This window comes from Candidatus Didemnitutus sp. (assembly GCA_019634575.1).
Taxonomy (GTDB): Bacteria; Verrucomicrobiota; Verrucomicrobiia; order Opitutales; family Opitutaceae; genus Didemnitutus.
This window is the reverse complement of the sequence record JAHCAY010000002.1, coordinates 296,547-314,547: the sequence shown is the minus strand read 5'-3', so window position 1 is coordinate 314,547 and position 18,001 is coordinate 296,547. Positions and strand designations below refer to the sequence as shown.

Genomic DNA, 18,001 nt, shown 5'->3' with positions numbered 1-18,001 from the left:
CAGAACTTGGCTGAAGCGCGCTGGGCCTTGCCCGCGACGGCGCACTCAGGAATGCGCCGGGTGCAGGATGGGTTCGTGGTCTTTGCGGAACGCGCGGATCGTCAGCATCAGCGCGCATAGCACCAGCGCGGCGGCCTCGAAAAAGGCGATGCCAGGATGGCGCGGCAGGAAATGGTTCGCGAGCCACGTGACGGCCCCGTCCGCACGCGAGAAGATCCACGGCAGATGCACCGCACCGTCCTGCGAGATCGCCCAGCCGAAACTCCACGTCGCGATGAGCGGCGCGGGGATGCCAGCGAGGCTTTGCAGGCCGCCGAGCACACCTTGCACGGCGCCCTGCTCGTTGGCCGGGACGTGCTTGGTGATGTAGGACTGCAGCGCCGGCCCCGAGATGCCCGCGAGCGAACCGACCACAATGATCGCGAAGATCATCCAGCCCTGGCTGGCAAAGCCGTAGCAAAGCTGCACGCAGCACGAAATGCAGAAGCCCACGACGACCGCGCGGGTGTCGCCCAGCTTGGGCACGATCTTGCGCACCAGCGTCGCCTGCACGATGCCCATCAGCAATCCCGAGAACATCAGCGAGAGCCCGACGGTGCGCATGCTCCACTCATAGCGATGCAGCGTGTAGAGCGTCCACGTGCTGAAGAGCATCATCTGGGCAAGCATCAGCAGGAAATAACTCCAAGCCAGCGCCAGCACGGCCGGGAGCTGTCGGAGCGCGAGCAGGGCGCCGACGGGATTGGCGCGCGCCCAGGAAAAGGCGCGGCGATTCTCCGGCTTCAGCGATTCCGGCAAGACGAAGAAGCCGAACACCCAGTTCGTCGCCGCGCAACCCGCCGCGACCCAGAATGGCAGGCGGATATTGATGTCGCCCAGCACACCACCGAGCAGCGGCCCGATGATGAAGCCGATGCCGAACGCGCCGCCCAGCATGCCGAATGCGCCCGCGCGTTTCTCCGGCGGCGTCACGTCGACGATGTAGGCGTTGGCCGTGGCCATGATGCCCGCCGTGAGGCCGGCGACTACACGCGCCACGAACAACCAGGAAAGCGTCGGGGCGTTGGCCATGATGACGTAGTCGATCGCCGAGCCCGCCGTGGCGATGAGGATGATGCGGCGCCGACCGAAGCGGTCCGAAAGCGATCCGAGAATCGGCGAACCGATGAACTGCATCAGCGCGTAGACCGCGACGATGACGCCGTAGGCGTGCGCGCCCGCAGTTTCGTTGTCGCCCTGCATCTTCACGATGAGCTGGGGCAGCACGGGAATGAGCAATCCCATGCCCATGATCGCGAGGACCATGGTGATGAAGATGAAACTGATCGCCGGCGAACGGGCGGACGTGGAGGTCATGCGCGCGCGAAGCTACGGTGCGCCCGCCCGGCGGCAAGCGGGCAATGGCCAACGGCGCGCCACCGCGACGGCCGGCGTGGATGAGCGGATTACTTCAGCGCGGCGATCCACTGATCGACCATCGCGCGCGCTTTCGATTCGCGGACGACCGGCTGGCCGTCCGGGCCGAACTTGATCATGTCCTCCGCCAGCAGCTTCCCGTCCGGGCCGAAGACCTTGAAGTGAGGAATGGAGCGCAGCTGGAACTGCGCGGTGACGGGCGATTTCCAGTCGATGCCCTTCACGCCGGGCCGGTTGATGTCGACCTTCACCACCGCGATGTCGGCGCGCTTCGCGTGCAGGCGATGCAGCGGCTCGGTGTATCCACGGCACGGCGGGCAATACTGGCTGGTGAAATCGACGACCGTGATCTTGCCGGGCACGGCGAGGGCGGCGAGGTCGATGCGTTCGCCGTGCGAAACGACGGCGGGCTCGGCGCCTTTGGTGGCGGCGGCAAGCAGGGCGAGGGGAGTGAGCGCGGCCGCGAGGACGAGGGACAGCAGTTTGGTTTTCATGGGGAAACTCAGTGGTGCTCGCCGCGGTAGACCTTCTCGCCCGCGGTCACGCGGATCGGCAGGCGGTTTTCCTTCGGCGGCAGCGGGCAGGTGGCGAAGGGCGTGAAGGCGCACGGCGGATTTTGCGCGCGGTTGAAATCGAGGATGATCTTTCCGTCCTTCGGCGCGTCGGCGTAGAGGAAGCGCGAGGCTTCGTAGGTCTCCGTGCCGCTGGTTGCATCGGCGATTATGAAGAACAGCGGTTCGCCCGCGCCTTCGAGCACCGGAAGCAGCTCGAACGTCCGGCCGTCGCGGGTGAACACCGCCTTGCCGGGCACCGGCATCGCCGAGGTCTGGCCGAGCACGTTCGTGATCGGAATCATGCGCGGCTGCTCGAACGCGATCCATTGCGCCTCGATGCGCCAGCTCGGGTCGGTCTCGAAATAGTCGATGCCGAGGAAGCCGGTGCGGCGTGCGCTCTCGCTGTTGCGCACGCGGAGCCCGATTTTCTCGCCACGTTTGATCACGAAGAAACTGACGCTGTCAGCCGAGACGAGAGAGGGCTTCGCGGCGCCGTAGCGCAGCTCGACGGGATGCGTGCCGGCGGCGACACCATCGACTTCCGTGCGCGACGCGGGGGCGGCGAGAAACGTCGCGTGTCCGTCGGCCGTCAGCCGCACGGTGCCGAGGTAGGGTGCACCGGCGGCGAGGCGCACGGTGTTGTCCTCGGCGGAGCCGACGGAGTTGTCGCCGACTTGCAACCAATGCAGGCCGATCAACGCCAACCAGCTGTCGGGCGCAGTGAGTCGCTCCACGCGTTCGCGGCGCCATTGCGCGACCTCCTGCGCATAATCGGCGCGCAGCGGCGCGACGCCGAGAAACAACGAGGCGAGGAGGACGGCGAGCGGCAGGCGCATGAGGGCCATGATTTGCCGAGCCCAGCCGCCGGCTCAATCGGGAAATGTTCGCGCGGTGCCGACTATTTCAGCAGATCGCGCAGATCGGCGAGGTTGAGGCGGGCGGCCGCTGCGTCGCTGGCTTCGAACACGTCGGCGAGCAGCGCGCGCTTCGCATCCTGCAACGCCATGACTTTCTCCTCGACGGTGCCTGCGCAGATCAGGCGGTAGCTCGTCACGACCTTGGTCTGGCCGATGCGGTGCGTGCGGTCGGTGGCCTGCGTCTCGGCGGCGGGATTCCACCACGGATCGTAGTGCACGACCACGTCGGCTGCGGTGAGGTTGAGACCGGTGCCGCCGGCCTTGAGCGAGATGAGGAAAACAGGGACGTCGTCGCTCGTCTGGAAACGGTCGACCTCGGCCTGGCGCGCCTTCGCGCTCATTGAGCCGTCGAGGTAGCAGTGCGCGATGCCTTGCGCCTCGAGCTCGGCGCGCAGCAGGGCGAGCAGCGAGGTGAATTGCGAGAAGACGAGCATGCGATGGCCCTCGTCGATGGACTCGGCGAGCAGTTCGCGGAACGCGTCGAGCTTGGCGGAGTCGTCGGCCGGGATCGCGGGCTGGAGCAGGCGCGGGTCGCAGCAGATTTGGCGAAGGCGGAGCAACTGCGTGAGCGTGGCGAGGCGCAGGCGATTCTCGGAAGCGCCGGCGGCGGCGAGGTCGATGAGCTCACGCTCGCTGTCCTCCTGGAGGCGGCGGTAGAGCTGCGTTTGCGCGGAGCTCGGCTCGCACCAGATGATCTGCTCGATCTTCGGCGGCAGTTCGGGCGCGACGGCGGCTTTCGTGCGGCGCAGGATGTAGGGCGCGGTTTGCGCGCGGAGACGCTCGTCGTGGAAGGCGCGCTCGTCGCGCTTCAGGCCGGGCGGGAGTTTCGGCACGAAGCCGGGCATGAGGAACTCGAAGAGCGAGCGGAGGTCGTCGAGCGAGTTTTCGAGCGGCGTGCCGGTGAGCAGGAAGCGGCCTCGGCCGCGCAGGGCGCGGAGCGATTGCGCGGCCTGCGTGCGGCGGTTCTTCAGGTGCTGCGCTTCGTCGGCGAGCACGAGGTCGAACTCGACGCTCTCGAACAGCGCCGTGTCGCGTGCGAGCGTGCCGTAGGAGGTGAGGACGAGGTCGAGCGCGGCGAAGTCCTTTTCCGCGAGGCGTTGCGCGCCGTGGTGCACGAAGGTGCGGAGCTGCGGGGCGAAGCGCGCGGCTTCGCGGCGCCAGTTCTCCATCAACGAGGCGGGAACGACGACGAGGTTGGGCAGGGCGGTTCGAACACTGTGGGAGCGAGCTTGCTCGCGACCCTCCACAGTCGCGAGCAAGCTCGCTCCCACAGTGGCATTCCGGCTCGCAGCGATGAGCGCGAGCGCTTGCGGCGTTTTGCCGAGGCCCATCTCGTCGGCGAGGATGCCGCCGAGTTGCTGGCGGTAGAGATGCCAGAGCCAGGCGACGCCGAGCTGTTGATAGGGACGTAGCGTGGCGGCGAACCACGGCGGGATCGGTGCCGGCGCCAGCGTCGAGAGGTGGTGCAACGCGCTGCTGCGCGCGCGCCACGTCTCGGGTGCGGCGAAGCCGGGCGCGATTTTTTCGAGGAGGTCGGAGACTTCCGCGACGCGCGCCTTCGGGATGCGCCGCTTGCCGAGCGGGGAGGCGGCGGGCTCTTGGGCGAGGGCGCGGTGGGCTTGTTCGAGCTGCGCGAGCCTGGCGCGGTCGACGAGGTAGATCGTGCCGTTGTCCTCGATGTAGCCGCGGCCGGTCGAGACAGCGGCGCGGATCTGGGCGTCGGGCGCGGCGCCGGCCTTGAGGCCGAGCGCGACGTCGTAGGCTTCGCCGGCTTCGGTGATTTCGGCCGCGATGGCGGCGGTTTTCAGGTGGGCGGTGTTGCGCTCGTAGTTGGGCGTGAACTCGGCCTGGAAGCGTTCGCGCAGCTCGGCACCGTGGGTGGCGAGGAGGTTGAGGACCTTGTGCCGATCGCGGAGCCACCACTTGCGCGTGAGCGGATCGAGGACGAAGCGGTTGGTTTGGAGAAATTCGAGCGCGGGTGCGTGGAGAACCGACTCGCGCGCGGGCAGGGTGATGGCGAGGTAGTGCTCCGAGCCGTCGACGGTCATCGGGGCGAGCGGCGCGTCGCGCGCGGGCGCGACCGGTTTCGGCTTCGGTTTGGACGGCGGCGGCGGTGGCGCGGGTGCGGCGGGTTTTTCAGTGAGGTGCTCGCTGACGCCGGGCAGCGCGAGGCCGTTCCACGCCAGGGCGTCGTTTGGGCGGTCGAGCCGGAAGAAGACTTTCTCGCCGACGAGCGCGTTGACGAGTTCGCGGAGCTGCGCGCGGGTGAGTTGCAGGAACGAGACCGGCTGGGGCGTGACGCCGATGCGCTGGAGAATCGCGAGCGCGGGCACGAACGCCGCCGGCGGCTCCACCTTCAAGTCGAGCTCGAGCCGGACCGGAATCGCGTCGCGTGGAGCGGCGCTGGGAAGGTTCGGCGGCAGGAGGAGGCGGAGCATGGGCGGGCAATGGACCAAATTGCCTGCGGCGTGGGAAGCGCGATTCGGCGCCGGCGCGGCGTGGCGGGCATGTCATACTGCGCTGGACGCGGCGCGGGCGGCGGCGGACGTCGGACGGAGCGGGTGAGAGGGCGATTCCGCTCTGAGTGAGTCCTCAAGGTCGTTCTTGCCTCGCGCTGCCGTGTCATATGGCATGGCAGTCATGTCCAAGCTGACCCCCGAAGAATCCGCCCGTCTGCATCCTGAAACTCTCGCGCTCAGCCTCGGTTTCGATCCGTTCCTGAGCGAAGGCGCGGTGAAGCCGCCGGTGTTCCTCACGTCGACGTTCGCATTCAAGAAGTCCGAGGACGGCAAGAAATTCTTCGCGTGGATGCGCGGCGAGGGCGGCGCGCCGACCGGCAAGCACCAGGCGGGCCTGATCTACTCGCGGTTCAACAATCCCAACCTCGAGATCTTCGAGGATCGCATGGCGATGTGGGAAGGCATGCGCGGCGCGCTGAGTTTCTCGAGCGGCATGGCGGCGATCAGCACCGCGCTGCTCGCGACGCACAATCCGGGTGACGAGATGATCGTGTGCGCACCGCTCTACGGCGGCACGGAGACGTTCATGCGCGGGTTCCTGACGAAGTTCGGCATCAAGTCGCATTTCATCCACGCGGGCATCACCGCCGTGGACGAGGCGAAGGCGCTGCTCGGGCCGAAGACGCGCTCGATCTTCGTCGAGACGCCGGCCAATCCGAACAACAAGCTCACCGATCTCGGCGCGCTGCGCGAGATGAGCGGCGCGCACCGGACGTCGGACGGCCGCAGCGTGCTCATCATGGTCGACAACACCGTCGCCGGTCCGGTGTTTTGCCAGCCGGCGAAGTTCGGCGCGGACGTGGTGATCTACTCGGCGACGAAATACATCGGCGGCCACTCGGATGTCGTGGGCGGCGCGGTGCTGGCGAACGACTTTGCGATCCTCAAGGGCATCGCGAGCCTCCGCAACAGTCTCGGCGGCATGCCGAATCCGCACACGGCGTGGCTGCTCACGCGCTCGCTGGAGACGTTGAAGATCCGCGCCGAGGCGGCCGCCGCCAACGCGCAGAAGTGCGCGGAGTTCCTCGCGGCGCACCCGAAGGTGCGCGCGGTGAACTTCCTCGGCCTGCTCAAGGCGGGCGACCCGGAATATGCGATCTACCAAAAGCAGCAGACCGGCCCGGGCTCGCTGATCTCGATTTTCGTGCGGGGCGGCGAGGCGGAGGCCTTCCGGTTCCTCGATGCGCTGAAGATCATCAAGCTTGCCGTCTCGCTCGGTTCCACCGAGTCGCTGGCGCAGCATCCCTCGGCGATGACGCACTCCGGCCTCACGCCCGAGGCGAAGAAGGCGAGCGGCGTGTCCGACGATTTGGTGCGCATCTCGATCGGCATCGAAAACGTCGACGACCTGATCTGGGACCTCGGCCAGGCGCTCGACCAGATGTGATCGTGCCAGACCAACGAACCCGCAGCGGTTGCGGGTTCGTGCGGTTGCGCGATTGACGGGCGCGGCTCAGTGCCGGTCGCGACCCTTGCCGTGGCCGTGACCGCGGTCGTCGTCGTCCCGGTCGCGGCCGTGCGGTTCCGCGTGGCGGGGCGGAGGGCCCTTGACGCGGACATGGGTGAAGTAGGCGCGCGGATAATAGACGATCACCTCGCGGTGACGTTCGAACGGCCGGTCGGTGCCCATCGAAAGCTGGACGTTGTGGCCCAGGTCGACGCGGACCCAGGTCGGCAGTTCGACGCTCGTGCGCCACGCGCCGTGGTCGACGTAGAACCACATGCGGTCAGCCGGCCGGTAATAAACTTCCGCCTCCGGATAGAAATAGTAGACGCGCTCGCGCGTGAACCAGCCGCGGCGTGCCCACGGTGGCGGCCCCTTGGGCGCGGGGAGATCGACTACTTCGACGACCGGTGGCGGCGGTGCGACGACGCGGCCGAGGCGGATGTCGGCCGAGATGGTGATGTCGATGTCGGCGCGCGTCGTGGCGACGGCGGTGCCGCCGAGGACGGCGAGGAGAAACAGGCGGAGCGGCTTCATGCGACGTGAGACGCTCGCTTGTGGAAAAGGTTTCCGGCGGAGACAGCCGGTGCCCTCGGGTTTTTCCCGAACCCATCAGGGCCGGGTGGAGGCCGTGGCGCTAGGGCTCGACGATCACCGGCAAACCGACCTCGACGAGCGCGAGCAGCGTGCGTGCATCCCAGTTCGCGAGGCGGAAACAACCATGCGATTCGGTGCGGCCGACCTTTTCCGGTTCGGGCGTGCCGTGGATGCCGTAGCCGGGACGATCGAGTCCGATCCACGCGACGCCCACCGGATTGTTCGGGCCGGGTGAGAGAATCAATTTGTGGTCGAGCGTCTGCGCTTCCGCCGATTCGGGGAACACTGCGGGATCAAACGTGTAGTTCGGATCGGGGATGATGACCTTGATCGTCAACTGTCCGACAGGGCGTTTCTCCACCATCTTCGCGATCGAGACGGGAAAATGCGCGATGAGTTTCCCGTCGGGGTCGGTCACTTCGAGTTCGCGCTCGGCGAGCCGCACGTGGAGGAGAGCGGCGTGGCCTTCGAGGAGGACGGTGCCGATGTTTGGCACTTTCAGCACGGCGCCCGGGAGCAAGTCGTCCCAGTTCACTTCCGGGTTCAGCTGGCGGATCAGTTTCGGGTTCGAGCGGTGGCGCTCGGCGACGAGTTCGAGCGCGGTGGCGTAGCCGAGGCGTTCCATCTCGGATTTGCCGACCCAGGTGTCGGGCACCGGATGCAGCGATGAAAGCTCCTCGGCGGTGAGCGTGTGCTCGCCGAGCGGCTCCTCGGTCAATTGCAGTGCCTCGCGTGTGAGCTTGTCGAGTTCGCCCGTCTCCTTGAGTTGCTGGCTGCGTTGAAACGCGCGCAACGCCGCGGCGGTTTGCGCGCCGCGCACGCCGTCGATCGAGCCGCACGAAAACCCGCGGCGATGCAGCTCTATTTGCGCTTCCAGCAGGTTCGCGGGCGCGCGCGGTTCGAAAGTGGCGACGGCTTCCTCCGCCGGAGCTTCTTCGGCGGCCGGTGGCTCCTGCGCCGGGAGTGCGGCGGCGAGCGCGAGAGCGAGGCAGAGGAGAGGGCGGCGCATGGTCAGCGGACGGTCACAGGAAACGCGCCGAGGGAGAGCGCGCGCAACTCGGACGCCGGCAGCGCGGCAAGCGCGGCCGGATCGCGTGGCACGGTGAAGCGATTGACGTAATGCACGACCGTCTCGCCCGGTCGGTGCGCGACCAGCGAGACGGCGGATGCGCCGCGCGCGGAGTCGCGCGATTCGACGGAGACGATGGCGGGGTTTTCGCTCGCGAGTCCGAGCCAGAAACCGCCGGGCGCGGGCAGGCGGGCGGGCGTTTCGAGTGCGAGCAGATGCTGGCCCGACGCGAGCTGAAGCGGCGCGGTGTGCTGTTGCGCCGTGTGTCCGGGCAGGTGGTAGGCGATGCTGCCGCAGCCGGCGAGCAGCGCGGCGGCGAGGAGGGAGAGCGTTGAAACGAGAACCCGCACGGCGCGGAGGTTGAGGCGCGGCGCGGGAACTGGCAAGCGGGCGGCGGCTTGCGAAACCGCGAAATGTGGCGACGGTCCGCCAGATGAAACGTTCCGCATCCGCCGTCTGGCAAGGTTCCCTCAAGGAAGGCAAAGGCACGCTGACCGCCCCGGGCGGGGCGTTGAAGAACACGGAGTATTCGTTCGGCTCGCGCTTCGCGTCGGGCGCCGGCACGAACCCGGAGGAACTCATCGCCGCGGCGCACGCGGGCTGTTTTGCGATGGCGCTATCGGCGGCGTTGGGCGAGGCCGGTTTCACCCCGACACGTCTCGACGCGAGCGCGGAGGTCAGATTCGACAATGTCCCGCCGAAGGGCTGGACGATCACGGCGTCGCGACTGACGTTGAAGGCGCAGGTGCCCGGCGTCGCGCCGGAAAAGTTCCAGGAGATCGCGGCCAAAGCTAAGGCCAACTGCCCGATCTCGCGCGTGCTCAACGCGGAGATTTCACTCGACGCGACGCTCGTCTGAGCGCGGCTGCGCGACTCAAGCGCTCGTGAGGTGCCAGAGGCCGCAGAGCGGACAACGGTAGGCGCTCCGCCGACGCTCCACGCCGGCCAGAAGCGCAGCGTCGAGCGCGTCGGCTTGGGTGCGATAGCGGCGCTTGCGGGTGCACATGCGCTGACGCTGCTCGGCGGTGGGACGTTTCACGCGGGGAGGATGGCGCGAAGGGCGCGGTCCCGGCAAGCCGGCGCGTTCGTTTCCCAGCCGGTCGGGCGGGGCGTGAGTCGCGATGCGTGGACGATGAGGGCGCGACTTGCCGGAGCGAAACCGGACTTGCGGGTGCGGAGCGACGAGGCACGTTCCGCCGCATGCCCACGCACCGCAGGCCCCCTTGGGAGAAGAAACGTTCCGCGCCGCCGTCGGCCGCGGAGAAAGTGAAACTATCCGCCGAGAGCATCGCGTGGGCGCGGGCCCGCGCGCGGGCGGCGGGGCGACGTTACCCGAATCTCGTCGACAACATGGCGGCCGCGCGTCGCCAACGGGAAGCGGAGCACCGCGCGGAATTCCCGCATGGTTGGCGCGGCGAGGCCGGCGAGTGAGGCGCCGCCACGGTCGAGATTCTGGCTTGGCACGGAACCGGGAGCGCAGACCGTGAGGCGATGGCTCTCGAAACCCCACGCCTTAGCCTCCGTCGTTTCGCCCCGATCGATGCCGCCTTCGTGGTGGCGCTGTTGACGTCGCCGGACTGGCTGCGGTTCATCGGCGACCGCGGGGTGCGCACGGAGACCGATGCACTCGTCTACATCGAGCGGCTGGAGGTGCAGGGCTACGCGAGGAACGGTTTCGGGCTGTATCACGTCTCGCGGCGCAGCGACGGGAAGCCGGTCGGCATGTGCGGGTTACTCCGGCGGGATACGACGCCCGACGTTGAAATCGGTTTCGCGTTCCTGGCGGAGCATGCGGGCCAGGGCTATGCCACCGAGGCGGGTGGGGCGGTGTTGGGCGAGGCGCGGGAACAGCACGGGCTGCGGCGCATCGGCGCAGTCGTGATGCCCGAGAACCGGGCGTCGATCCGCGTCCTGGAGAAACTCGGGCTGCGCTTCGAGCGACCCATCGTGACGGACCCGGCGCGCGAGCCGTTGCAGTATTTCGCGCGCGCGCTCGATCCGGAGAGCTGAAGCTCGTGGTGGTGGGCGCGGCAAAGTTTACGAGAAAACCGCTTTCCAAGGCCGCCAACGGCTGCAAGCTGGCTTCCATCCCCGGGCCATGGATCAAGAATCTACGATTTATCTGACGAACATCGTCATTGGAGTGATTCTGTCCGGTTTGATGACCCACTACTGGCTGGTCCAGAGTCGCACCGAGGCGATGCGGGCGTGGACGATCGCGGCTTGGACGATGGTCGCCGCCGATGTGTGTTTCGCGGCGCGGCCGCAATCGTCGGAGGTTTTCGCGCGGTTCGTGCCGACGCTCATGGTGACGATCGGGCAGACGGCGCTCGTGCTTGGCGCCAGCGCCACGGCGCGGCGCAGACGCCCGTGGGCGCTGCTCGCCGGCGTGCTGGTGTTTCACGCGGCGGCGCTGATCTATTTCATCTGGCTCGGGCAGAAGACGCCGTGGCGCATGTTCACCAACGGCGCCGTCTGGTCCTCGCTCTCGCTGGCGAGCTTTTTCATCCTGCGGCAGGGGCCGGCGGTTTTCTGGCGCTCGCTCGTGGCGCCGGCGAACGCGTTCCTGCTCCACGCCGCGTTTCACATCGCGCGCATGTCGCTGGCGCTGCTTTCGGCGGCGGGCGGCTGGTCGCAGGTCGCGGATGCGCTCCAGATCGTCGGCGACCTCGAGGTGAGTTTCTTCATGGTGGCGCTCTTCGTCGCGCTGCTCATCGCCGTGCTGCAACAGCGCCACGAGGAGCTCTCGAGCGCGCGCGCCGAGGTGGAGACGCTTTCCGGGCTGCTGCCGATCTGCGCCTGGTGCAAGAAAGTGCGCGACGACGACGGCTACTGGCAGCAGGTGGAGGAGTTTTTCGAGAAGCGCGACCGCATCCGTTTCACGCACGGCATCTGCGCCGATTGCGCGAACGAACAGATGAAGGGCCAGCCGCTGCCGCCGGTCAGTCCGCACTGATCCCGTCGCGCGGCAGGGCGATTCGCGCGGCGCCACGCCTTTACCCCCGCCACGATGACCACGCTCCTCAACCGCCGCCAGTGGCTCAAAGCCGCCGGCGCCACGCTCGCCGCGACGGCTCTGGCCTCGCGTTCGCCGCTCCCCGCCCAGACACCCGCCGCGCCGCGCCGCTTCGTCGTCGCGCCCGGACTCGTCCGACTCAACTACAACGAGAACCCGTTCGGCCCGGCCGCCTCCGCCAAGGCGGCGATGACGCACGCGGCGAACACGCAGGCGTTCCGCTACGCCGACGCCGAGGAGCGAGAGTTGCTGGAACTCATCGCGCGCCGCGAGGGCTGTCGGCCGGAGCAGATCGTGATGGGCGCGGGCTCGGGCGAGATCCTCGATGTGGCGGGATTTCATTTCGGTTTCGACCACGGTGAAGTTATTGCGGCGGACCCGAGCTACATGCAGTTGGTGCTCGCGGCCGACCGGGTGGGCGGGCGCGCCGTGCGCGTGCCGTTGAACGCGCGGTTCGAACACGACCTGCCGGCGATGGCGGCGGCGGTGACCGAGCGGACGAAGTGCATCTACATCGTGAATCCGAACAACCCGACCGGCACCGTGTGCGACGCGGCGGAACTCAAGGCCTTCGTGCGCGAGCAGGCGAAGCGGACCACGGTGTTCATCGACGAGGCGTATCTCGAACTGAGCGACGACTTCGCCGGCCGCACCTGTGCGCCGCTCGCGGTCGAGGGGCACAACGTCGTCGTGGCGCGCACGTTTTCGAAGATCTTCGGCTTGGCTGGCATGCGGCTCGGCTACGCGGTGATGCCGGAGAAACTGGCGGTGTCGCTGAAGGCGCGCATGACGGGCAGCCTTAGCATCGTCACGATTGCGGCGGCGATCGCCTCGCTCAAGGACGCCGCTTACGTCGAGGCCACGCGCGCGAAGATCCAGGCCGGGCGCGAAGCGCTCATCGCCGAGGTCACGGCGCTCGGGCGGACGCATGCGGTGCCGCACGGGAATTTCGTGTTCTTCCGCACCGGCATGCCGGTGCAGGATTTCATCGCGAAGATGCGCGCGGAAGGCGTGGAGGTCGGCCGGCCGTTTCCGCCGCTGCTGGAATGGGCGCGCATCAGCATCGGGTTGCCCGAGGAAATGGAGAAATGTCACCGCGCGCTGCGGCGCGTGTTGGACTGATTACGGAGAACGGAAGACTGAGGACGGAGAACTGAGAACAGAGAGCGGAAAGCAGATGACGGAGCGTGATGGCGGCCCGGTGCCTGTCCTCAGTATTCCGTCCTCAGTCCTCCGTTGTCCGGCTTCCGGCCGTCAGGGTTCGCGGGTCGCTTGCCAGGTGACGACCTGCCATTGACCGTGACGCCAGAGGAACGCGCCGCTGTTGCGCGAATACCACTGCGTGCCGTCGGGGTTTTTCACGAGCAGGCGGAAGTTGAGCGCGGCGAATTCGCCATAGGGGCGCACGCGAATATCTTCCGCGCCGTAGCTCGTGCGCGGCGTGGCGGGCGTCGAGGCCTTGGCGGCGGCGGCGACGCCGGCGACGATCTCGGCCTTCGTCTTCACTTCGCCCTTGCCGCTGGTGTAGATCAGGTCGTCGGCCCAGAAGCGCGCGTGCATCGCGGGGTCATCGACGCGCGAAAGAAATTCCTGCAGCAGTGCCGCGATCTCGCGCTTTGCTGTGTCCGGGGCGGGGGCTTCGGCCGCGTGGACGAGCGGGGAGAGCAGCGAGAAACCGAGAACGAGACCGGCGAGCGGGCGCAGCAGGAGGCGGAGCATGGCGGGACCCTATGCGCGCTGTCGGCGGGGGCAAGCGCGGCTCAGCGCGGTTGTTGCCGGTCGTTGTTGCGGTCCCAGCGACCACCGCGGTCGTTGCGATCGCCGCGGTCGGAGCGGTCGGTCCGGTCGCTGCGCTCGGTGCGGGCGGGTGGATTCGCCGGCTCGTAGCTGCGGGTCATCGGTGCGGGCGGTTGCACCGGAGGACCGACGGGCGATGACGTCATCGGCGGCGGATTTGTCATCGGTCCGGTGACGCCGAGAGGCCGGGAATTGGAGCGCGGGCCGCGGTCGGAGCGTGGGGAGTCGCCGTCGTTGCGCGGGAAGCGGCGCGGCTCGCGCGTGCGCTCGGGGGGCGGTTGATTGCTGCGGCCCGGAGGCTGCGAGGAGACGACAGGAGCGGTCGGGACGTCGGGGGCGGTGGCGACGACGCTCGGTGCGGTGGCGATTTCGTTGCCGGTTTCGCGGCGCGGACGAGTGTTGTTCCAACGGGAATCGCGCTCGCGAGACGGGCCGGATGGCGCGTGCCGCGGAGATGCCGGCGGGTTGTTCCAAACGGTCTGGCCGGCGCCGATCCAGCGGCGGTCGTTGCCGCGCGGAGCATCGCCATCGCGTTCCCAATGGCGCTCGTGGCGGGGCGGCGGCGTCCAGCGCGTCCAGGCGACCGACTCGCGCCGGCGGTGCCAGTCGGGTTGGTAATACCAGCTGGCGGGCCGGCGATTCACGCGCACGTAGTGCGAGCGCCAGTCGCAGTCGTAGCTCAGCCAGGGGCCGACGCTGTAGGCGACGCCAAAGGAGAGCCAGCTGCTCGCGAAGTAGGTCGTGACGATCGGTCCGCAAAGCACGACGGGGTCGTAGCGCGGAATATAGATGACGGTCGGGTTCGTCGGGACGATGCATATCTCGTCGGATTCGAGGATGACTTGCTGCTGGGCGTTGTCGGCGAGGAGGCCCTGACCGCGCGCGCGGGCGCGGAGCGACTGGATGGCGTCCATGACGTCGTCGGGCTGCGCGGCGAAGCAGTCGCCGAGCCGGCGGGTCCACTCGAGGTTGCGGTCGAGGTAGTCGACGACTTCGCGGTAACGCGTGAGCGCCTTGACGGTCTCGTCCCACGGCTGGTCGAGGACGGTCTCGGGCGAACCGCCACCGGCGAGGTAGCGCGCGGCGAGCACCACGTCGGACGGGTGCGTCGACGCTGGCAGGATCAGCGCGACGAGCGGATCGGGATAGAGCGCGATGGGCGCGACGAGGGTTTCAATCTGATCGGAAGGGAGGAGGATCGTCGCTTCCTCGGCGAAGGCGCGACTCGGCATGACGAGCGCGAGGATGCAGGTGGCCACGAGCAGGGGTGTTTTCATGGTGGGCCGGGTGGGTTCCTGATCTGACGTGCGACGAGGATGGTTTATTTGAAAAAACTGCGCGAGCGCGGGGTTTGGGAGTTTGTCCCGGCGTCGCCACCCGCCGGCGGGCGGAGCAACCCATGCGGAGCAGCAGCGGGCGGGCGGGGGTAAAATCCCCGCATGAACCTCTCCTACCATGTGGACGAACACCGCTATCCGCTGCGTATGCGTTGGTTTCTCGCGGGGGCGTGGCTGCTGATCCTGGCGAAATGCGTGACGGTTTGCTGGGCCATCGACCGCTGGCAGGTGCCGATCCGACCGGCGTGGGTGGTGGTGCCGACGCTGCTGATCGCGACGCTGGCGATTGGGATCTGGGTGTTTGCCCGCAAGGAGAACTGAGCGCCGCGAGCCGGCGGGCGCGGCCTTCACTGGGCCGGTGCGTCAGGATCGCTCGATGCGGGCGGCGAAGCAGCCGTGGCCCGCGAAGCGCGCGTGCAGGTAGGCCACGTCGTCGCGGGCCAGAAATTCGGCGAATTTCGCCGCGGCGGCCACCGGTTCGACGAGCGTGGAGTCGACGATGCGGTCGAAACGATCGTAGGCCCGCAGGGCGAAGATGCGGTTGAAATATCCGGACGGCAGCTCGCTGCGGAACGGCGCTGGCGCCGGCGCGTCGGCGCTCACGTAGACCGGGCCGATCTCGGCGAACGGACTCGGCAGCGCCACGGCTTGATAGCTGCAAAGAATGAGACGCTCACCGGGCGCGGCGCGCCGCAGCTGGTCGCGCATCGGTTCGCCGCCCGCGGCGGTCGTCACGGCGACGGCGCGGCCGAAGTCGTCGCGCAGCGTGGTGCGCACGCGTGTGACGAAGGCGGCGGAGATCGGTGTGATCGCGAAAGAGGACAGGGTGGGCGAGGCGAGCGTGGTCATGGGGTGACCTTGAGTTCGCATCGCGCAGGGAGCGGAGGCGGAAAACCGGGCGACCTATTCGCGTCGGGCCGGCCACGACTGGCGGCTTGCCTCCGCTGCGGACCGAGGCGAGCGTGCGGACTTGACCACGTCTCCTGTTACCCCGGTTAGCGGTCGTGAGGACGATCGCGCGTTCCTCGGCCATCCGCGCGGCCTCGGCTACATCGCATTCGCGGAGGCGTGGGAGCGTTTCTCCTACTACGGCATGCAGACGCTGTTGGTGCTCTACATGACCAAGCAGCTCCTGTTGCCCGGTCGCGTGGAGGGTGTGGGTGGTTTTGCCAAGTTCCGTGTCTGGCTGGAGAACACTTACGGCGGCGGCAGCGCGATGAGCGTGGTGGCGACGGCCTCGGCGATCTTCGGACTCTATGCGGGGCTCGTCTACCTCACGCCGATCGTCGGCGGCTTCATCGCGGACCGCTGGCTCGGCCGCACACGCACGGTGACGATCGGCGCGCTGCTGATGGCGACGGGGCATTTCCTGATGGCGTTCGATTACACTTTCCTGCTCGCGCTGCTGTGCCTCCTCGTCGGCGTCGGATGCTTCAAGGGCAACCTCGCGAGCCAGGTCGGCGCGCTGTATAAACCCGAGGACCTGCGCCGCGCGGACGCCTATCAAATCTACTATCTGTTCATCAACGGCGCGGTGATCGTCGCGCCGCTCGTGACCGGCACGCTGGGCGAAGTCTGGGGCTGGCACTACGGCTTCGGTGCGGCCGGCGTCGGCATGGTGATCGGGCTCGTCATTTACCTGGCCGGGCGCAAATGGCTACCGGCCGAGGAGCGCGGCGCACGCAAGGTCGCGCGCGAAACCGAGCGGCCGTCGTTGACCCGCGACGAATGGATCGTGACGGCGGTGCTGATCGCGCTGTTGCCCGTGCTCGCGGCCGGTGCGGTGGCGAACCAGCAGATTTTCAACTCCTACCTCGTCTGGGTGCCCGAGCACGTGAGCCTCGTCTTCTTCGGCAAGACGATGCCGACGACGTGGCTCGTGACGCTCGATGCGATCGTGAGCGTGTCGTCGCTCGTGGGCGCCGTGGGCTTCTGGCGGTGGTGGGCGAAGCGCTTTGCGGAACCGAGCGAGGTGGTGAAGATCACGCTCGGTCTCGGCATCAGCGCGTGCGGTGCGCTGTGTCTCGCCGGCGCCGCGCTGGCTGCGGCGGGCGGCCAGAAGGCGAGCATCGGCTGGGTGCTCGGCTTCGAGGTGCTCAACAGCATCGGCTTCGCAAACGTGTTTCCCGTGGGGCTGGCGATGTATGCGCGCGCCGCGCCGAAGCGCATTTCGGGCACGATCATGGGCGTGTATTACCTGCACCTCTTCGCCTGCAACAGCCTCGTGGGCTGGCTGGGTGGCCTGCTCGAAAAGATGAGTGGCCCGCAATTCTGGTTCCTACACGCCGCGCTCGTCGGCGGCGCGTGTGCCGTGATGCTCGTCGCGGCACGCGCCGCGGGGCGGCTGCTCGATCCGCGCGGCGGCCAGCGTTAGCGTTCCTCGCCGCGCGCGGCGGACACGGGCGTCACCGCGTCCGGGGACTGTCCGAGCCACCGGAGCGCGGGTTCGACTGCGCGGAAGACTTCCACTTGCGTCCCGGGCGGTTGCATGAGGGCGAACATCCGCGCCACACCGAACGAAATGTCTTTCACGGCGACGAAGGCGCGCCGGGATTTCGGCGAGAAGACCGTCTCGGTCACGCTCGTGGAAACGCCGCGCTGCGAAATCGAGCTGGGTTGGGCACCGAGGCATTCCACGAGTTGATCGAACTCGGGCCGGAAGTTCGGGTCGGCGAGCAATTGCGCGCGATGCGCCGCGAGGTCGGCATCCGTCAGCGCGCCGTCGGTCCAAGTGTGAACCAGTCGCTGGGCAGGCAAGATGCGGTATGCGATGGCCATGTCCGTTTACTACGCGAGTCAGCGGAGCCGGTGCAATCGCCGTTTCGCGGCGCATTCGAATCGTTCGTTCGCCAGCGGAGGTGAGCGCCAGCCGTGCGATTCAAATCTCGGGCAGTCCGTTGAGCTCGTCGACAGCGCCACTTTTCCATGCGCGCAGGAAAGAATGAAGCGGTGGCGACCGTTGGCCGTTTCGAGCACGAATACGGGTTCGGCGATGTCGAAGGCGATAAACGTCCACCAGCGCGTCATCTCGTCGGCGCGCAGCGCACGGATTTTTCCGCCGCCGTCGTCCGCGATGATCTGGCGCAAGGCCCGGACGACGGTGCGTCGGTCGTCGTCGTCGTGGAGAAGCGCGGACTCCAGTTCGAGCGTCCGGTCGCGGAGCGGAATTCGGTTTTTCACCGCCTGCGGGGCGCGCAAGGCGAAGGACGGCGTTGCGCGGAGCGCTTTCCACGCACCGGATTGGATGAACGCGGTCGCGTCGAAGAGCGGCGCGCGGACAGAATAGCACTGAAAATAGTCCGGTTTAGATCGGGCGCGAATCGCGGCAGCCGATC

Annotated in this window: 21 protein-coding genes; 8 read left to right on the top strand and 13 right to left on the bottom strand. The window is 67.9% G+C overall.

Going from position 1 to position 18,001, the window contains the following annotated elements; translation table 11 throughout:
• Window positions 1–45: 45 nt before the first annotated feature.
• The 4 genes from KF715_16425 to KF715_16410 all read right to left on the bottom strand — a co-directional run bounded on the left by KF715_16425 (window position 46) and on the right by KF715_16410 (window position 5,325).
• Window positions 46–1,356, bottom strand: a complete 1,311-nt coding sequence (locus tag KF715_16425) for a TCR/Tet family MFS transporter (protein ID MBX3738282.1) — start codon at window positions 1,354–1,356, stop codon at window positions 46–48.
• 89 nt (window positions 1,357–1,445) lie between these two features.
• Window positions 1,446–1,910 (bottom strand): thioredoxin family protein, encoded by a 465-nt coding sequence (locus tag KF715_16420; GenBank protein ID MBX3738281.1) that lies wholly within the window; start codon window positions 1,908–1,910, stop codon window positions 1,446–1,448.
• 8 nt (window positions 1,911–1,918) lie between these two features.
• Window positions 1,919–2,815, bottom strand: a complete 897-nt coding sequence (locus KF715_16415; GenBank protein MBX3738280.1) for a DUF1684 domain-containing protein — start codon at window positions 2,813–2,815, stop codon at window positions 1,919–1,921.
• A gap of 53 nt (window positions 2,816–2,868) precedes the next feature.
• Window positions 2,869–5,325 (bottom strand): DEAD/DEAH box helicase, encoded by a 2,457-nt coding sequence (locus KF715_16410; GenBank protein ID MBX3738279.1) that lies wholly within the window; start codon window positions 5,323–5,325, stop codon window positions 2,869–2,871.
• A 202-nt stretch (window positions 5,326–5,527) separates the two neighbouring features.
• On the opposite strand from KF715_16410, the gene KF715_16405 reads away from it, so the two are divergent.
• The gene (locus tag KF715_16405; protein ID MBX3738278.1) at window positions 5,528–6,793 is read left to right on the top strand and encodes a cystathionine gamma-synthase family protein; all 1,266 of its coding nucleotides are present in this window, start codon (window positions 5,528–5,530) and stop codon (window positions 6,791–6,793) included.
• 66 nt (window positions 6,794–6,859) lie between these two features.
• Here KF715_16405 and KF715_16400 read toward each other — a convergent pair whose 3' ends face one another.
• From KF715_16400 to KF715_16390, 3 genes are all read right to left on the bottom strand, one after another.
• Window positions 6,860–7,387 (bottom strand): hypothetical protein, encoded by a 528-nt coding sequence (locus tag KF715_16400; GenBank protein ID MBX3738277.1) that lies wholly within the window; start codon window positions 7,385–7,387, stop codon window positions 6,860–6,862.
• A gap of 100 nt (window positions 7,388–7,487) precedes the next feature.
• A complete protein-coding gene (locus KF715_16395; protein ID MBX3738276.1) occupies window positions 7,488–8,456 on the bottom strand; it encodes a murein L,D-transpeptidase in 969 nt (322 codons plus the stop codon).
• Window positions 8,457–8,458: 2 nt separating this feature from the next.
• A complete protein-coding gene (locus KF715_16390; GenBank protein ID MBX3738275.1) occupies window positions 8,459–8,902 on the bottom strand; it encodes a hypothetical protein in 444 nt (147 codons plus the stop codon).
• A gap of 47 nt (window positions 8,903–8,949) precedes the next feature.
• Between KF715_16390 and KF715_16385 the strand changes: the two genes are divergently transcribed.
• Window positions 8,950–9,375 carry an OsmC family protein gene (locus tag KF715_16385; protein ID MBX3738274.1) on the top strand — a complete coding sequence of 142 codons (426 nt, stop codon included), beginning with the start codon at window positions 8,950–8,952 and terminating at the stop codon, window positions 9,373–9,375.
• Window positions 9,376–9,390: 15 nt separating this feature from the next.
• Here KF715_16385 and KF715_16380 read toward each other — a convergent pair whose 3' ends face one another.
• Window positions 9,391–9,555 carry a hypothetical protein gene (locus KF715_16380; GenBank protein ID MBX3738273.1) on the bottom strand — a complete coding sequence of 55 codons (165 nt, stop codon included), beginning with the start codon at window positions 9,553–9,555 and terminating at the stop codon, window positions 9,391–9,393.
• A 161-nt stretch (window positions 9,556–9,716) separates the two neighbouring features.
• Here KF715_16380 and KF715_16375 point away from each other — a divergent pair, with 161 nt between their 5' ends.
• From KF715_16375 to KF715_16360, 4 genes are all read left to right on the top strand, one after another.
• On the top strand, window positions 9,717–9,947 hold the full coding sequence (locus KF715_16375; protein ID MBX3738272.1) for a hypothetical protein: 231 nt from the start codon (window positions 9,717–9,719) through the stop codon (window positions 9,945–9,947).
• Window positions 9,948–10,007: 60 nt separating this feature from the next.
• Window positions 10,008–10,526, top strand: coding sequence for a GNAT family N-acetyltransferase (locus tag KF715_16370; GenBank protein MBX3738271.1), 519 nt, complete (start codon window positions 10,008–10,010; stop codon window positions 10,524–10,526).
• Window positions 10,527–10,614: 88 nt separating this feature from the next.
• The gene (locus KF715_16365; protein ID MBX3738270.1) at window positions 10,615–11,472 is read left to right on the top strand and encodes a hypothetical protein; all 858 of its coding nucleotides are present in this window, start codon (window positions 10,615–10,617) and stop codon (window positions 11,470–11,472) included.
• Window positions 11,473–11,526: 54 nt separating this feature from the next.
• Window positions 11,527–12,654, top strand: coding sequence for a histidinol-phosphate aminotransferase family protein (locus KF715_16360; protein MBX3738269.1), 1,128 nt, complete (start codon window positions 11,527–11,529; stop codon window positions 12,652–12,654).
• Between the two features lie 132 nt (window positions 12,655–12,786).
• Here the strand turns inward: KF715_16360 and KF715_16355 are convergent, their stop codons facing one another.
• Both KF715_16355 and KF715_16350 read right to left on the bottom strand, forming a co-directional pair.
• Window positions 12,787–13,251 (bottom strand): nuclear transport factor 2 family protein, encoded by a 465-nt coding sequence (locus KF715_16355; protein MBX3738268.1) that lies wholly within the window; start codon window positions 13,249–13,251, stop codon window positions 12,787–12,789.
• Window positions 13,252–13,292: 41 nt separating this feature from the next.
• A complete protein-coding gene (locus KF715_16350) occupies window positions 13,293–14,606 on the bottom strand; it encodes a DUF3300 domain-containing protein (protein ID MBX3738267.1) in 1,314 nt (437 codons plus the stop codon).
• Window positions 14,607–14,768: 162 nt separating this feature from the next.
• On the opposite strand from KF715_16350, the gene KF715_16345 reads away from it, so the two are divergent.
• Window positions 14,769–14,987, top strand: coding sequence for a hypothetical protein (locus KF715_16345; GenBank protein MBX3738266.1), 219 nt, complete (start codon window positions 14,769–14,771; stop codon window positions 14,985–14,987).
• Between the two features lie 42 nt (window positions 14,988–15,029).
• On the opposite strand, the gene KF715_16340 is transcribed toward KF715_16345, so the two are convergent.
• On the bottom strand, window positions 15,030–15,515 hold the full coding sequence (locus KF715_16340) for a DUF1203 domain-containing protein (GenBank protein MBX3738265.1): 486 nt from the start codon (window positions 15,513–15,515) through the stop codon (window positions 15,030–15,032).
• 121 nt (window positions 15,516–15,636) lie between these two features.
• On the opposite strand from KF715_16340, the gene KF715_16335 reads away from it, so the two are divergent.
• Window positions 15,637–17,040, top strand: coding sequence for a peptide MFS transporter (locus tag KF715_16335; GenBank protein MBX3738264.1), 1,404 nt, complete (start codon window positions 15,637–15,639; stop codon window positions 17,038–17,040).
• Here the strand turns inward: KF715_16335 and KF715_16330 are convergent.
• Window positions 17,037–17,444 (bottom strand): hypothetical protein, encoded by a 408-nt coding sequence (locus KF715_16330; protein MBX3738263.1) that lies wholly within the window; start codon window positions 17,442–17,444, stop codon window positions 17,037–17,039. The two genes, KF715_16335 and KF715_16330, sit on opposite strands and share 4 nt — an antisense overlap.
• Window positions 17,445–17,462: 18 nt before the next feature.
• Window positions 17,463–17,753, bottom strand: a complete 291-nt coding sequence (locus KF715_16325; protein MBX3738262.1) for a hypothetical protein — start codon at window positions 17,751–17,753, stop codon at window positions 17,463–17,465.
• Window positions 17,754–18,001 lie beyond the last annotated feature (248 nt).